Annotated in this window: 11 protein-coding genes and 1 pseudogene; 5 read left to right on the top strand and 7 right to left on the bottom strand. The window is 41.6% G+C overall.

Annotated features, from left to right (window positions below; all coding sequences use genetic code 11):
* Positions 1 to 181: 181 nt before the first annotated feature.
* Entirely contained in the window at positions 182 to 568 is a 387-nt protein-coding gene (locus TOL9009_RS0130670; protein ID WP_029637250.1) for a hypothetical protein, read from the top strand.
* Positions 569 to 683: 115 nt separating this feature from the next.
* Here the strand turns inward: TOL9009_RS0130670 and TOL9009_RS0130665 are convergent, their stop codons facing one another.
* From TOL9009_RS0130665 to TOL9009_RS0130655, 3 genes are all read right to left on the bottom strand, one after another.
* Positions 684 to 938, bottom strand: a complete 255-nt coding sequence (locus TOL9009_RS0130665; RefSeq protein ID WP_029637249.1) for a hypothetical protein — start codon at positions 936 to 938, stop codon at positions 684 to 686.
* A 106-nt stretch (positions 939 to 1044) separates the two neighbouring features.
* Entirely contained in the window at positions 1045 to 4134 is a 3090-nt protein-coding gene (locus TOL9009_RS0130660; protein WP_029637248.1) for a phosphoenolpyruvate carboxylase, read from the bottom strand.
* 114 nt (positions 4135 to 4248) lie between these two features.
* A complete protein-coding gene (locus TOL9009_RS0130655; protein WP_242055641.1) occupies positions 4249 to 4458 on the bottom strand; it encodes a hypothetical protein in 210 nt (69 codons plus the stop codon).
* A 375-nt stretch (positions 4459 to 4833) separates the two neighbouring features.
* Here TOL9009_RS0130655 and TOL9009_RS0130650 point away from each other — a divergent pair, with 375 nt between their 5' ends.
* From TOL9009_RS0130650 to rsmG, 4 genes are all read left to right on the top strand, one after another.
* Positions 4834 to 7776: a DUF1574 family protein gene (locus tag TOL9009_RS0130650; protein ID WP_029637246.1), complete on the top strand. Its 2943-nt coding sequence runs from the start codon at positions 4834 to 4836 to the stop codon at positions 7774 to 7776.
* A gap of 157 nt (positions 7777 to 7933) precedes the next feature.
* Positions 7934 to 9427 carry an MBOAT family O-acyltransferase gene (locus TOL9009_RS0130645; RefSeq protein WP_029637245.1) on the top strand — a complete coding sequence of 498 codons (1494 nt, stop codon included), beginning with the start codon at positions 7934 to 7936 and terminating at the stop codon, positions 9425 to 9427.
* A gap of 172 nt (positions 9428 to 9599) precedes the next feature.
* The gene (gene psbA, locus TOL9009_RS0130640; RefSeq protein ID WP_029637244.1) at positions 9600 to 10682 is read left to right on the top strand and encodes a photosystem II q(b) protein; all 1083 of its coding nucleotides are present in this window, start codon (positions 9600 to 9602) and stop codon (positions 10680 to 10682) included.
* A 310-nt stretch (positions 10683 to 10992) separates the two neighbouring features.
* Positions 10993 to 11793, top strand: a complete 801-nt coding sequence (gene rsmG, locus TOL9009_RS0130635; protein WP_029637243.1) for a 16S rRNA (guanine(527)-N(7))-methyltransferase RsmG — start codon at positions 10993 to 10995, stop codon at positions 11791 to 11793.
* A 276-nt stretch (positions 11794 to 12069) separates the two neighbouring features.
* Here rsmG and TOL9009_RS0130630 read toward each other — a convergent pair whose 3' ends face one another.
* From TOL9009_RS0130630 to TOL9009_RS41055, 4 genes and pseudogenes are all read right to left on the bottom strand, one after another.
* Complete coding sequence (locus TOL9009_RS0130630) at positions 12070 to 12807, bottom strand: superoxide dismutase (protein WP_029637242.1); 738 nt, start codon at positions 12805 to 12807, stop codon at positions 12070 to 12072.
* Between the two features lie 421 nt (positions 12808 to 13228).
* On the bottom strand, positions 13229 to 13525 hold the full coding sequence (locus TOL9009_RS48000; protein ID WP_186227731.1) for a hypothetical protein: 297 nt from the start codon (positions 13523 to 13525) through the stop codon (positions 13229 to 13231).
* A 6-nt stretch (positions 13526 to 13531) separates the two neighbouring features.
* The gene (locus tag TOL9009_RS0130625) at positions 13532 to 13885 is read right to left on the bottom strand and encodes a hypothetical protein (protein ID WP_038298098.1); all 354 of its coding nucleotides are present in this window, start codon (positions 13883 to 13885) and stop codon (positions 13532 to 13534) included.
* Between the two features lie 71 nt (positions 13886 to 13956).
* Positions 13957 to 15100 (bottom strand): annotated as a pseudogene (locus TOL9009_RS41055) (IS4 family transposase).
* Positions 15101 to 15123 lie beyond the last annotated feature (23 nt).

Below are 15123 nucleotides of genomic sequence, written 5' to 3'. Positions count from 1 at the left end.
TCATTTAAAGGCTATAAGTATATTTTACCAGCCTTAGGTATTCGGGATTTGAAGAGGGGAAAAGCGAGGGTGTCTACTCACAACTTTCTACAATGTTGTTACCCTGTATTTGCAGATACGCTTGTCAGTTTGAGAGTTTTTAGCTTAATCTCAAACCAATGGTGTCGCAATCGGTGGTGCTATGTCTGAGTCTCATACTCCTCATCAACAAGAGCGTGCTTTAGAAAAAGCTCTGACCAATAAAATAATAGATGATTATTTTGCTTATTCCCAAAGCTGGCTGCGAGCCATTTTGCGGATGTGCATCTTCTCTTTGGCTCATTTAGATGGACAAAAAGTGTTTGTCGTTGAATGTCCTAATCAAGCCGTAGCTAAACGCTTGAGTCGTAAGACTTATCCCTTTCGAGGAATGGTATATTATTTAACAGATGAATTGAATGATAGCGATCGCACTTTATTTTGCTATCAAGAACCGGACGGTGTTAATTGGCGCTGTTTTGATACTACCACCAACTCTTGGAAAACTTTGAGTAATTTAGACGCACCGATTGTGCCAACTGATAGTTAATTAAAATGAATGTAGAGACGTAGCAGTGCTACGTCTCTTGGAGCAGATAACGCATCATTAATTTCTGGAGATGTCCATTAGTCAAAAATAATTACTAATTACCATTGACAGTTGACTAATTACGAGATTGACGCGTCACTAAACCCCCAGCAAACGCTCCCAAAACTGTCCCCGTCCACAGTCCGGTAGTGCTACCTTGCCATATTGCTCCTGGTGTCACCCAAGCGTTACAAACTTCCTTTAATCCCCAACCTTGATTTTGACACTTTTGGCTATGAAGAATTGAAGTAATTTGTCCACTGATATAACCACCAACCAATCCTGAAGTTAGCGCTAAAAAAGTGCAAATTAGAACTTTGTTTTTAGTCATTTTTGCTTTGTTAGTTGTTGGTTGTTGGTTGTTGGTTGTTGGTCGTTGGTCAACAGTTATCCACTAACCACTATCCACTAACCACTAACCACTATCCATTAACACCTCAACCCGTGTTTCTCATACCGGCGGCAATACCATTTATAGTTAACAATGCCCCTCGCAGCAACTCACCCTTACTGTAACGAGAATGGATAACTCCAGAGGTGGTATTAGTCATTGACTGCCGTAACCGTTTTATGATAGATACCTGTATAAAACCTAATGGAACAATTGTTCCATTGCGTAATTGCACGGAACGCTGCAAAACCGGATCGCCATCCAAAAGTCGTTTGTGGTCGGTGATTTTCAGCACCAAATCTCGTGTCAGATAAAATTCGCTGGCAATTTGTTCAAACACCTTGTAAAAGCGGGCTTTATCTTCTGGTTGCGATAATTCTTGCACGTAATGTTCCGCCATTTGAATGTCTACTTTTGCCAAGGTCATTTCTGCCTTGGAAATTACCATTTTGAAGAAGGGCCATTTCACATAAAAGTAACGTAATAATTTTAGGTGTTCTTCAGGTTCTTCATTCAAGAATTCTTGTAAAGCTGTGCCGACACCGTACCAAGAAGGCAGCAAAAATCGAGTTTGCGTCCAACTAAATACCCAAGGAATGGCTCGCAGACTGCTTAAATCTTTCTTTCCAGATGGACGACGTGCTGGACGAGAGCTAATTTGTAATTGGCTGATTTCTTCTATTGGCGTTACTTGGTGGAAGAAGTCGATAAAATCAGGTTGCTCGTAGATTAAAGAGCGATAATGTGTACGCGATCGCGCTGCTAATTCTTCCATTATCTCATTCCAGGGTTCAATATCATCAAACCCTGTCCGCAACAAGCTTGCTTGGATTACAGCTGTAGTAATGGTTTCCATATGATACAAAGCCAAATCCTGCAAAGAGTATTTGGAAGCCAAAACTTCACCCTGTTCTGTAATTTTGATGCGTCCATTAATACTGTGACCCGGTTGCGCCAAAATAGCCTCATAAGCCGGTCCCCCACCACGTCCCACAGAACCACCACGACCGTGGAAAATCCGCACATTCACGCCATAATCTTCGGCTATTGCCTGCAATGATTTTTGAGCTTTGTGAATTTCCCAGTTACTGCTCAAAAAACCAGAGTCTTTATTACTGTCAGAATACCCCAGCATGACTTCTTGCAAGTTAGGGGTGAGGGGGGAGGAGGGAGATGAGGGAGATGAGGGAGAAATTCTACTTACTTCTCCTGCTCCCCCTGCTCCCCCTGCTCCTCCTACGTGATACCCACCGGTTAATAAAGCGCGATATAAAGGTAGTTCAAACAGTTGACGCATGACGCTTTTTGAGCGTTGCAAGTCTTCCACCGTTTCAAATAGGGGAACTACTTGGATGCTGCCGATCGCCGTACCTGGATCAAAAAGTCTTGCTTCTTTGGCTAAAAGTAATACTTCGAGTACGTCGCTAACTTCGCGGCACATGCTAATAATGTAAGTCTGGCAGATATTGACACCAAACTCTTGTTGGAGCGATCGCACTACGCGGAAAGTTTCAATTACATCGTTAGTTTTTTCGGAGAATGGCAATTCTGCGGGAATTAACGGACGCCGGGTTTGCAATTCTCCCACTAACCAAGCTACTCTTTGAGCTTCTGATAGTTCGTGGTAAGATAACGGCAATAATTGCAGGTATTCGAGAATCTCATTTAGCGCATCAGCATGGCGGGATGATTCTTGTCGGATATCCAATTGCGTTAAGTCAAAGCCAAAAATTTCGACTTGACAAATCAGATTATCTAGTTCGCGACAGTTTAAACCTGTTTCTGTCAGGTTGTGTTGAATCAATCGCAACTCAGCTAAAAATTCTGCTCCCGAACGGTACATTGGGACATCTTCATTTTTTGGTGTTTCCCGTTTATATAAAGCTAGATTGCGATCGCGCGTATTTTCCAGCCTTTTATGAACATAAGAAAGTTTCAGCCGATACGGTTCTTGCCGATAACGCAGCGCTAGAGCGTCATATATTTCGCTTAACTGCGATTGATCCAATTCTAGAGATTCCAGCAAGTCTGGTAAAACATCACTCCAGTGCATCGACACACTCAATAATTCAATCAGCTGCTTCACAGACTGAATATATTTTTCTAGCACCATTTTGCGCTGATAGCAAGCTGTTTGCCAAGTAGTTTCTGGTGTGACTGATGGGTTCCCATCTCTATCTGAACCTACCCAAGAACCAAACCTGCAAAAGTTTTTGCTAGGGGGTTCTAACCAGGGAAAGGTGTTAGCTAGAGCGTATTTGAAGCGTTTATACAGTAGGGGAATGCCATCAAATAACACTTCTTGGAAGTAATGCAGCGTATAGTCTACTTCATCTAGTACACTTGGTTTAAACTGATGGAGTTCGTCAGTACGCCACCACAGGCGAATTTCTTCTAGCAATTGTTCCCGTAAATCTGCGGCTTCCCAAGGATATCCTCCAGATGTACTTCCAGCGCGGCTTTCTACCGCATCCAGTTCTTGCAGTAGTTTTACTACCTGTCGCTGTTTCTCGCGGATTGTATGACGAACAATTTCTGTGGGATGCGCGGTAAAGACTAAACGCACATCCAATTGAGAAATCAAACGTTGAATTTGCTGCGGTGGTACATTTAGTTTGAATAATAAAGGAAATAACGCGGCAAAAGTTCCTTTTTGTTTGTCGTTAGCAGAAGCACACCAGCTTTTTGTTAGCATATTCGCTCCCAATCCGCTGTTTACTGGTGTATCATTTTCTCCGTGGTTGGATGAAGAAGTGATGTTTGGTAGATTTTCTTGTTCTATGCAGCCTGATTCTATTTCATAGCGAGTTAATTGCTGCCGTTGTTCGTAGTCTTGTTCGATAATATTGATCAACTGGAAATATAAAGCGAAGGCACGAGCTGCGCGGATGGCTTCGTTAATATTGAGTTGTTCAATCAAATTGAAAACTTCTGCTGCTTGATCGTTTCTGGCTTGTCCTTCTGGGGAACACAGATCCCGTAGCTGTTGCAATAAATCTACCATCTTTTGACCGCATTCTTGCCGCAGAACCGACTCCCACAATTCTTCAACTACTTGGAGACGGTGGCGCAAAAATAATTCTGAAGTGGGGTAGATATTTTCAGCCTGAGCCAAAGAGTATAAAACGGAACTCATATCTTCTATTTTAGTAGAGCCGATTACTGTTGACAATTCTTGGTTTGTGAAGTTAGTACGATCGCACTAACTTCAAGAAAGAGAAATTTCAGACTATAATCTTTAACTTCGGCTTCATTCGTCTTCATTTGGGAAGTTGAGGATGGGTAAGCGATCGCCCCGAAAAATTTCTTCACTGGCTTGTCCCATAGCTTCTAGGGTAGATTGACTTGCTTTTTGTGCTAAAAGCAACAGTAGTATAGACACTGTACCTGTTTGCAAAAGTAAAGACTGGGGAATACTAATTAAACCCAGATTTAATCCAGAGTTGGATGAGTGTTCCATAAAAGGCATCGGTAAGAGGTGATTCTTGAAATAATAATTGAAGCAAACGTAAAATTCATTCAAACCGTCGCTGGCAATTTCTTTAAACTCTCATTGTTTATTATGCAAGCTTATAGGGTAACAATAGTGTTAAAAAAAACTTCAGTTGGGTGATAAATCTATGGTTCTAGTTTACAAGGCATTGGCGATTAGGGTATGGGGTATGAACCATCGTCCAAGTAGGCATTGGGCATTGGGAACGTGAAAATGATAAAAATACGTTACCGATTTTCGCGTTTCCTATTACCCATACCCCATACCCCATGCCCAATGCCCAATGCCCAATGCCCAATGCCCTATCTCCTAAAAACTAGCTTTTTGTAAAGTCTACTGAGCATGAAAAAAGCATCACTAGAACGCCATAAATCCTTAGTGCAATGGGTAAGCCAAGCAACAGGTATCAACACTTTCGGGGTGAAAATCCAGTTGCGAGGAAACGACTTACACATTCTTTGTGAAGGTCGAGATTGTCCTCAACGTTGGCAAACTTTGTCGGACTTGCTGCAAGCGTTACAGCAGACTGACTTAGAAATGTTGACAAAAAACCAGGAACCTGCAATATACCAAGTATTTGTTTATGGTCGCACAAAAGGAGAGAAGCGACCGGAATGGTGTCATCAAGTTTATTTAAATCAACTCGACAGGCATTTAGAACAGGTAAATCAAGCCCTGATTAAAGATGCGGAAAAATCCCGCATCAATCCTGGTGGGGCGATGATTGTCTCTAATGAAAGTTTGGCACGACAAGGACACCCAGATGCGATCGCTCGTTATCTCAGCGAAACGTTGAGTACTTTGGGTGTGTCAGTTGAAGTCAAGGTTAAGAACGAACAGTCACAAGAGAAGGGTTCTTTAGAAGAAAATCGTCTGTGGATATTTTGTCAGTCGAGTTACACTCCCGATCCATCTTTAATCGCTGAACCTGTAGCTCAAAAACTACGGGATTTAAAACTAGTTGGCTATAAAGATGCTGTTATCGCTTCGCAAGTTGTTGGCGAAACCAAGCCAGACTGGTTGCTGCGAATAGATTTAACGCCTCCTGAGGTAATGTTGAAAGAGTGGGCGCGTTGGGGAGATATACAAGCGATCGCTCTTCTTCTCGGTGCCGCTTTGTCAGAATTAAAAGTTACGGTGCAAGCTTCTTTGAAAGAATCGACCCTACATGTATTTTGCACCTCAACTGCCAAGGAAGCAACCCCAGATAAAACGGCGTGCTGGAACGCTATTGTAACTCAGTTAGAAGCGATCGCTCCCCAAGGAATTCTTGCAGCCACCGTCTACGGACAAAAAACCACTGAACAGCAACCTGATTGGATTGATTGGCTCAATTTACCCGCTTCCCAACATCCGGCACTTTCCACATCAGCTATGGAGTTGGCAAGTTCTGGGGATGAGCCGGCAATTCATTTTTTAATCGAGCGTTTACTTAATCCTGACTTAAATTTACGCCTGAAAACAGGTGGCATTCGCGTACTTTTGTTAAGAAAAGGTGACTTGCTACACGTTATGTGTGATGCACCTATTTGTCCCGGAAGAAAAAAAGTTGCCCCCAAAGTTACTCAGTGCGTCCGTCAGTTACAAATACCTAATATAATCGGAGTAAGGGTGTATGGTCGGCGTGCTGGTAATAAAGAACCTTTTTGGAATTATGGTGTTGATTTTCAGCAACGCCAACTTTTAGCACCAGAAGCTACCCCGGAATTTGCTGCCACTTCTGCCTACGTTAATGAGCTTTTACCCTCCGATAGTAGTGAGCCAATTTTGCGTCCCGATTTAACAACCGAGGAAATTCACACTTTTGTTACCGAAGTGGCTCGAGATTGGGGTGCAACCGCGAGAAAAAGTCTTCTGGCAACCCAGCTATTTATAGAACAAGACTCAACCGAGCAAAACGCTGATTATCAAGGTTTAAAAACGGCTTTGGTTTGGGGAACGCTGGGATTATTACTTACCCTGCAAACCGATTGGATATTAGGTCAAACCGTTGCTCTGACTAGGCAGAAACCAACAGATGCTCGCGTCGTGCTTCAATCGTCTTCTGTGAATGATGACGAAAATCAAGATGAGAGAACTGCCTTTTTTGCCGATACTTCTGGCAAAAAATCTCCAAGCGCCACCTCTGTATTCAACGCTTCTGGATTTACTAAACATGATAATACCCTGCCAAGAGCAAAGGCAACCGCAACGGCGATTTTATTAGCAGCGCGATCGCAAATGCCGAGTTTCAATGCTAGACAATTAGATGAGCAACTGGCATTGTATAAACAGCGTCTCGCTAAAACTGGTACTCCCCCCAAAATTTTAATTATTGGTTCCTCCCGCGCTTTGAGGGGAATAGATCCGGCAGCACTTGACAAAGCTTTGGCAACTCAGGGTTATCACGACGTTGATGTGTTTAACTTTGGTATAAATGGAGCCACAGCTAAAGTTGTAGATTTTATCATTCGCCGAGTTTTAGAGCCATCAGAATTACCGAAAATTATTATATGGGCAGATGGTTCCCGTGCATTTAACAGCGGTCGAGATGATGCAACCTTTCAAGCGATCGCTGCATCAGCCGGTTATCAACAAGCAATTCAGAAAGTACTCGCTAGTAGTACGAATGATGTTCAATCAGCAACCAAAGAACAACAAAAAACAAAAGCCGAAAATCAAAATGTCAATAGCTATCAAGCTATTAATCAATCTTTAAATGAAGCTTTAGCTAATGTTTCGGCTACATATCAACAGCGCGATCAATTCAAAGCTTTCTTGAGCAAAGAATTTAAATCTTTGCCGATAATTAGCAGTTCTCAACCCGCTACATCAGACTCACAAACAACTGCTAATCTTGAAGAAGATCCTCAGCAAGCAGTTGACTTTGATGGATTTTTACCTTTATCTATCCGCTTCAATCCTCGCAATTACTATCAAAAACATCCCAAAGTTTCCGGAAATTACGACAACGATTACAAATCATTTCAAATAGTAGGTGAACAAGATGCTGCCTTCCAAGCCGTGCTAGAGTTTACCCAAGCTAAAAAAATTTCCCTAGTATTTGTAAATATGCCCCTGACAAAAGATTATCTAGACCCAGTACGCATCAAATATGAGCAAGAATTTCAACAGTATATGACTAGTCAGGTCGCAAATTCTAGCTTGATTTATCGGGATTTAACCAAACTATTTCCCCAGACAAGTAAAAACTTTTCTGACCCTAGCCATCTTAACCGCTTCGGAGCATACGAAGTCTCGAAAAAGCTGGCAAATGACCCGATGATTCCTTGGACGACAAAGTAGTTGGTAGTTGGTAGTTGGTAGTGGTTAGTTGTTAGTTGTTAGTTGGTAGTGGTTAGTTGTTAGTTGGTAGTTGGTAGTGGTTAGTTGTTAGGAGGATATTTCTAATAATAATTCACCACTACTGGTGCTTTATTTATGATGATAAAATCTGAATTAAATGAATTTTATATCAATTGTCTACGGATTATTTTTACTGAGTGTACTGGGAATCTATTGGTCTTTAACACAAGAAAAATTGCGGCTATGGACATTGTTGATTGCTAGCCTGGTGTTTTACGCATCTTTGCAAGCTCAATATATACCGCTACTATTAGCACTAGTTTTTATTAACTTTCGTCTTGGTTTGGCGTTAGGAGAAAACACTTCACCAGGAGAACATACTCTCGATTGGCGGATTTCTAACGAAGAGTGGCAATTTGCTCAAGCCGATTGGAATAGTCGCCGTTTAAAGATTTTGTGGCTAGGTATAATTTTAAATGTTTTGCTGCTATTAGGTTTCAAATATTTACAACCTTTGTTTAAGTTTGTTTTCCAGTTACCTGCATCAAGTGATTCTTTTAAAATAATTGCACCATTGGGTATTTCCTTTTTTACCTTTGAGTGCATTGCATATTTAGTTGATGTTTATCGCGGTGCCCCGGCTACTGGAGAATTTCTCAAGTTTGCTAGCTACAAATTTTTCTTTGCCAAATTGATTTCTGGTCCGATTACTCGCTTTCACAAGCTAGAAAATCAATTTAGTGCGCTGAAATTTCCGACTCCTGATATTGTGGCAGAGGGATTATGGTTAATTGCTAGAGGTGCAGTTAAAAAAGGCATTTTTGCAGACCATCTGGGAATTTTTGTAGATTTATGTTTTGGTAATTTGCAAAGGGCAGGTAGTACTGATTTATGGTTGGCTACATTTGCCTACGGCTTGCAATTGTATTTAGATTTTAATGGTTACGTAGACATTGCCCGTGGTAGTGCTTTGCTTTTCGGCTTGGTTTTGCCAGAGAATTTTGACTTTCCCTACTTCAGCACGAGTATTGCTGATTTTTGGCGACGATGGCACATGACACTAGGCGATTGGTTGCGTAACTATATATATTTTCCTTTGGGTGGTTCCCGTCAGGGTTTCGATCGCACCTGCTTGAATTTATTTATTGTGATGTTAATTGCTGGCATTTGGCATGGTGCAGCTTTGGGTTATGTAGTTTGGGGTATTTACCACGGTTTAGCTTTGGTGGTTCATCGACTGACTGATGCAATTAGCGATCGCTTTGAAGATATAGAACACTTCTGGCAAAATCCCATAGGTATACTATTCGCTTGGTTGCTAACTCAAATAATGGTTTTCACCTCTTGGATCTGGTTCCGCTTACCCAACCTCCAAGACTCATCTGTAGTAATTCAGCATCTTTGGGGTCATTCCGCAGACGCACAGTTTGCCGAAAAGGTCTATGTAGAAGCTTTGAATCTCAGCCAATCCCAACTCACTTGGGCACTAACGATTTTAGCTGTGCTTATGGTTATAGTGTATGCCTTTAACCGCAACTTAAGATTACAGTTCCATTGGACTGTCAAGCTTTTCTTCGTGCCACTATGTCTCTACGCTGTTTGGTTATTGGCTCCTGAAGGCAGCTTGCCTTATATTTACTTTGATTTCTAGCATCCGGTGGCTTCACCAACTCGCGTGTAGCTATAAGTAGGGCTTATCTAAAACATAAAAATTATAAATAGATATAATTGCCACAATTCCTTAAAAACATGTAAAGTATTAATACAGGCAAAAAACAAATCTGCCTGATACATTGTTCAACATTCACAGCAATCATAAAAAAATGACCACAACCTTACAACGTCGCGAAAGCGGTAACGTATGGGAACGGTTCTGCACCTGGATCACCAGCACCGAAAACCGTATATACATCGGTTGGTTCGGCGTATTGATGATTCCAACCCTGCTAGCCGCCACCACCTGCTTCATCATTGCGTTCATCGCAGCACCTCCAGTAGACATCGATGGTATCCGTGAGCCTGTTGCAGGTTCCTTGATTTACGGAAACAACATTATCTCTGGTGCAGTTGTTCCTTCTTCTAACGCAATCGGCTTGCACTTCTACCCAATCTGGGAAGCAGCTTCCTTAGATGAGTGGTTGTACAACGGTGGTCCTTACCAATTGGTAGTATTCCACTTCTTGATCGGCGTATTCTGCTACCTCGGTCGTGAATGGGAACTTTCTTACCGCTTAGGTATGCGTCCTTGGATCTGCCTAGCATTCTCAGCTCCAGTAGCAGCAGCAACCGCAGTATTCTTAATCTACCCAATCGGACAAGGTTCATTCTCTGACGGTATGCCTTTGGGTATCTCTGGAACCTTCAACTTCATGATTGTGTTCCAAGCAGAACACAACATCTTGATGCACCCCTTCCACCAATTAGGTGTAGCTGGTGTATTCGGTGGTAGCCTATTCTCTGCAATGCACGGAAGTCTAGTAACATCTTCCTTGGTTCGTGAAACAACCGAAACCGAATCACAAAACTACGGTTACAAATTCGGTCAAGAAGAAGAAACCTACAACATCGTTGCAGCACACGGTTACTTCGGTCGCTTGATTTTCCAATACGCTTCATTCAACAACAGCCGCTCTTTGCACTTCTTCTTGGCAGCATGGCCAGTAGTTGGCATCTGGTTCACCTCCTTGGGTGTAAGCACAATGGCTTTCAACCTAAACGGTTTCAACTTCAACCAATCAGTAATTGACTCTAGCGGTCGCGTCATCAACACATGGGCTGACGTAATCAACCGCGCTAACCTAGGTATGGAAGTAATGCACGAGCGCAACGCTCACAACTTCCCTCTAGATTTGGCTGCTGCTGACTTCGCTCCTGTAGCATTGACTGCACCTGCTATCAACGGTTAATCTTCAGAGACGTTCCAGTGGAACGTCTCTACAAATTAAAAAACGCCTTCCGAGATTCGGGGGCGTTTTTTAGTATGATTTCGTAGTCAGCGCTACCCTACGGGAAAGCTCCGCTAACAGTGCTGAAATAAGCTTGTAGTAGTTAATGCGTTATTAACCTTCTTCTATGATTCTGGATAGAGAATAATAATTATGAAGCCCTGACGACTGGAAGTCGCGGCTATACAAACAAAGTCCGCCTGCGCGGACTAATCTAAAAATAGGGTTTCAAATTTATTCTGGTGAAAGTGATGAAAGAGCGTTAATAACAATGACTAACTTTACAACTCCCTTACTGCCATTGATGGCAGACATTTGGCAGCGAACTCTCAATTGGCAACCTACTACCCAACAGCAGAAGCAATTTCAGCAACTTTATGAATTAATTCTCGAAGGCAACCGTCAATTAAATTTAACTCGAATCATCGACCCCGAAGAATTTTGGGAAAAACATCTTTGGGATTCCTTACGGGGAATTGCCCCACTGTTATCAGGTGAAATAGACTTTCCTGTGTCCTCTGCTTCTCCCACTTTTATTGATATTGGTACCGGTGCGGGTTTTCCCGGTATTCCTGTCGCATGTGCGATGGTCAAAGACCCGCCTTTCCTGCGGAACGCTCCGCGAACGGCGATCGCTTGTCAAATTACTCTTTTAGATTCAACTCGAAAAAAAATTACTTTTATAGAACAAATATTAAGCGAACTTCCTTTAAATAACGCTAAAACTCTTGTTGGCAGAGCCGAAGAAATAGGTCAACATCCCCAGCATCGAGAACGTTACGATGTAGCTTTAATCCGTGCTGTCGGGACAGGATCTGCGTGTGCGGAATATACTTTACCATTATTGAAAAAGAACGGTTTAGCGGTAATTTACCGGGGTAATTGGACAGAGGAAGAAACAACAGCTTTAGAGAATGCTGTTGAGCAGTTGGGTGGTGTAATTGAATCAATTGAAAAATTTACAACTCCCTTAAGTAATAGCATTCGTCACTGTTTGTACTTGCGGAAGGTAAGTAATACGCCTGCTAAATTTCCCCGCGCTGTTGGTGTACCGACTCAAAAGCCGCTTTAGGGGGAGTGGGGAGTGGGGGACAAGGAGGACAAGGGGACAAGGAGAATAATTCTTTCCCTCGATCCACCCCCAATACTGCTCGGTTAAGCCCAAAAACCCGCCCTGAACTAAAGTACCCTTCGGGAACGCTGCGCGAACGGGCTAATAGCTAAAGTAAGCTCAAAGCTTACTGGGTAGTCTTTTAACCCATTTTAATGGGTTTTAGCTTTCAGGCGGAAATTTATTTCATGGCTCTTAACCGAGAAGTATTGCATCCACCCCTCTCCTCATCTTCCCCTAAGTGGCTTTACTGGCTGCGGCAAAGCGTTTATTAATCTCGTCCCAATTTAAGACGTTCCACCAAGCATCTAAGTATTCGGGGCGGCGGTTTTGGTACTTAAGGTAATATGCGTGTTCCCAGACATCATTACCCATAATTGGATATTTGCCTTGACTGAGGGGACTATCTTGGTTAGCTGTAGTGGTTACTTCTAGCTTGCCATTTTTGTTGCGGACAAGCCAAACCCAACCGCTACCAAAACGACCAGTACCAGCTTCGTTAAATTGCTTTTTGAAAGCAGCGAAACTACCGAAGCTTTGATTAATGGCGGATGCGATCGCTCCTGTTGGTTCTCCACCACCTTGGGGTTTCATAATTAGCCAAAACATGGAATGGTTCACATGTCCACCACCATTGTTGCGTACTATTTGGCGAATATCTGCCGGCACGCTGTTGAGGTTGCGTAACATTTCTTCAACAGGTTTGCTTTTGAGTTCTGGGTGTTTATCTAGCGCTGCATTTAGGTTTTTCACATAAGCTGCATGGTGTTTATCGTGGTGAAACTGCATTGTTGCCTGATCGATGTGGGGTTCAAGGGCATCGTAAGCATAGGGTAAGGGAGGAAGCAAGATAGTATTGCCGGTGGTTGTTCCTTGACTAATTGGGGCTTTTTCTGCCGAAGCATGACTATCTAAGGCAAAAGCACCGACACTGGCACCAAGTAAAAACAAGAAATGGCGACGATCAATAGTCATAACAGTTTATGAGTGCGTCAACGAAAATTGTTGTTAATTTTTATTGTCTTAGATTTAGGTGACTAAATTTAGGTAAAAACGAGCGCGTTTTTTAATGCAGAGGGACGCTGTTGATGAGAGACTGCGATCGCATTACATATAGGACTTACGCAAAAACTCTCTCGCTCCTCTTATTTCTCTCTGTTCTCTGTGCCTCTGCGGTTCGTTTTCTCATTTCCTAACATAGAAAAAACATGCGATCGCCTTAATTATCAGCAATGCTTAAGCCGTTGGTTTTCTTCTTGTTACGGTCATATCTCAAATATATACTGGCTACGCTATAGTATTTTTTAAGTCTTTCTAATGTCTGAGGAGCGGAAGTGGTTGACTGGAAGCCGTATCTAGAATCAATCTGCGAGAAATACGCTCAATGGTGGGATACTTACACGCTAACGAATGTTGTGGGTAATAAGTTTGACAAAAAGGTGAGAAAATCCTTATTGTTAGATTTACAGGCGATCGCACTTAAACCAGAAACGGTTAAACCAGAGAAAGAACAATTTCTAGAAGCAAGGGAAGAAAGGGAAGTTTTCAATGTTCTGGAAGGATTGCGGAAATATGCACCGGAACACGTACTTTTAAGTGGTCGTCCTGGTTCGGTAAAATCAACTGCTTTGGTGCGGTTGTTGTTGGAAGAAGCGCAAAACCACCTGGAAATAAATTTCCAGGCTAAAAGCAAAAACGGTTACACAAAATCAAGTAGACCTGACATATTTAAAACTCTTTGTGAGTATGTTTCTGCTTCTTTAGCTACTTCTCCTCGACGAAGTTCATCCAACAAAATATTGTCTAAATTTATTTGCCAGCGCGCGAGTTGAACTTGAATGTTAACTAATTCTTCCGCTTGTTCTGGTTCAATTTCTGCTGCTATCCACTCAATAAACCACTCAGTTTCATCTATTACAACTTCTACACCTTTTTTGTACGCACTATTACAAAACGACCGAACACGCGCTAAGTTAGAAGCTATATGTCCTAAACGATGGGGAATGTCTTCGTTTTGAAAGCGTACTTTTTTTTCATCTAAATTCGATTTCATATCCACCAATTAAATCCTCTGTGATTTGTTTTACACGTTCTCTTATTGCACTGACGGGGCGACAAAAATAGCTATGATGCAGATATAACAAGCCTCATAGCCCTCAATCCTCGTTGATAATACTTCCACTTGTTGCGATTTAATCTGATTAATTTCTCTACTAATTCCATACAAGATTCCATAAAATTAACCCAAGTTTGGCCATATAATCCAATATAAAAACTGCTATGTCGCCTTTCCGTGCGCCCGTATTCTTTAACACGACCAACATATTTTTGTATTCCTTTACTTTTAATTTCCTGTCCTTGAATCGTGGCAGAAGTATAAGCGATCGCTATTAATAAAATTAGACTAATCAAGCGGACACCAGATACATTGGTATGTTCTAAGTTATAGCCGCCACTCTTGAAATCTCTAAACATTTCTTCGATATCAAATCTTCTTTTATAATAAGCGATCGCTGACTCTAGGCTATCCAAATTTGTTAAAATAAACCATCCTTCTTCAGGGGCTACACAACCATATTTTACGCTTCCACTTGCACGCAACATTAAAACTTATGAAACCATTAATTTTAGTAACCTTGACCCCTTTGATAAAAAAAGAAACGCCTGGGGTTAGTCCTAAATCTTTTAATTCTACCCAAATACCTTTTTGCATTTCAATAAAATGATTCTTTTTGAGACGCAAACAGAAGTACACATTCCTTTGACCAAGCCAGTTTGCTAGTTTAACAGAACAAAATTCTCTGTCCCCTAAGATGCAGATTCTATAATTTTTAAAAATCGGCAAAACTTGAGATATAATTGCTGTCTGTTCCTCAACATTACTGCTACCAAGCTTGGGTAATAGTTCAAAGTATACTGGGAAAGTTCTCTTGTCCCAAACAACACTAACCATAAATAGGTTTACCCAAGCCCAATTTGTGCGGTCAATTACTACATGAATGATTGTTTCCGAAGTAAATTGAGTTTCTAACCATTCAGTAACAATCGGAAACCAAATTTTTTCAATTTTCAAGTTTGGTAATGATAAAAATCTCTGTATCCTCTTTCTCCTACTTTCAAATGTAATTGGAATTGGTAGAATAGTAGCTAAAGATTCCAAGCTCACCTTTTTAATTGATTGTAAAAGGTTGATTAAAATTTTTAGCAACAGGTATTCGGGAAGACTAAGTTGACTTTTTAAGTGTTTTTGGTAAAATATTGGTAACATTTTCAATAGATAGGTCTTATTGA

It is taken from the genome of [Scytonema hofmanni] UTEX 2349 (assembly GCF_000582685.1).
Taxonomy (GTDB): domain Bacteria; phylum Cyanobacteriota; class Cyanobacteriia; order Cyanobacteriales; family Nostocaceae; genus Hassallia; species Hassallia hofmanni.
Note: the sequence above shows the minus strand (reverse complement) of the source record. Positions and strands in the feature narration are given on the sequence as shown.

Coding starts and splice junctions, on each gene's coding strand:
- TOL9009_RS0130650 (WP_029637246.1), top strand. CDS start 4,834: ATGAAAAAAGCATCACTAGAACGCCATAAATCCTTAGTGCAATGGGTA.
- rsmG (WP_029637243.1), top strand. CDS start 10,993: ATGACTAACTTTACAACTCCCTTACTGCCATTGATGGCAGACATTTGG.
- TOL9009_RS0130670 (WP_029637250.1), top strand. CDS start 182: ATGTCTGAGTCTCATACTCCTCATCAACAAGAGCGTGCTTTAGAAAAA.
- TOL9009_RS0130660 (WP_029637248.1), bottom strand. CDS start 4,134: ATGAGTTCCGTTTTATACTCTTTGGCTCAGGCTGAAAATATCTACCCC.
- TOL9009_RS0130630 (WP_029637242.1), bottom strand. CDS start 12,807: ATGACTATTGATCGTCGCCATTTCTTGTTTTTACTTGGTGCCAGTGTC.
- TOL9009_RS0130625 (WP_038298098.1), bottom strand. CDS start 13,885: ATGAAATCGAATTTAGATGAAAAAAAAGTACGCTTTCAAAACGAAGAC.
- psbA (WP_029637244.1), top strand. CDS start 9,600: ATGACCACAACCTTACAACGTCGCGAAAGCGGTAACGTATGGGAACGG.
- TOL9009_RS0130665 (WP_029637249.1), bottom strand. CDS start 938: ATGACTAAAAACAAAGTTCTAATTTGCACTTTTTTAGCGCTAACTTCA.
- TOL9009_RS0130655 (WP_242055641.1), bottom strand. CDS start 4,458: ATGGAACACTCATCCAACTCTGGATTAAATCTGGGTTTAATTAGTATT.
- TOL9009_RS0130645 (WP_029637245.1), top strand. CDS start 7,934: ATGAATTTTATATCAATTGTCTACGGATTATTTTTACTGAGTGTACTG.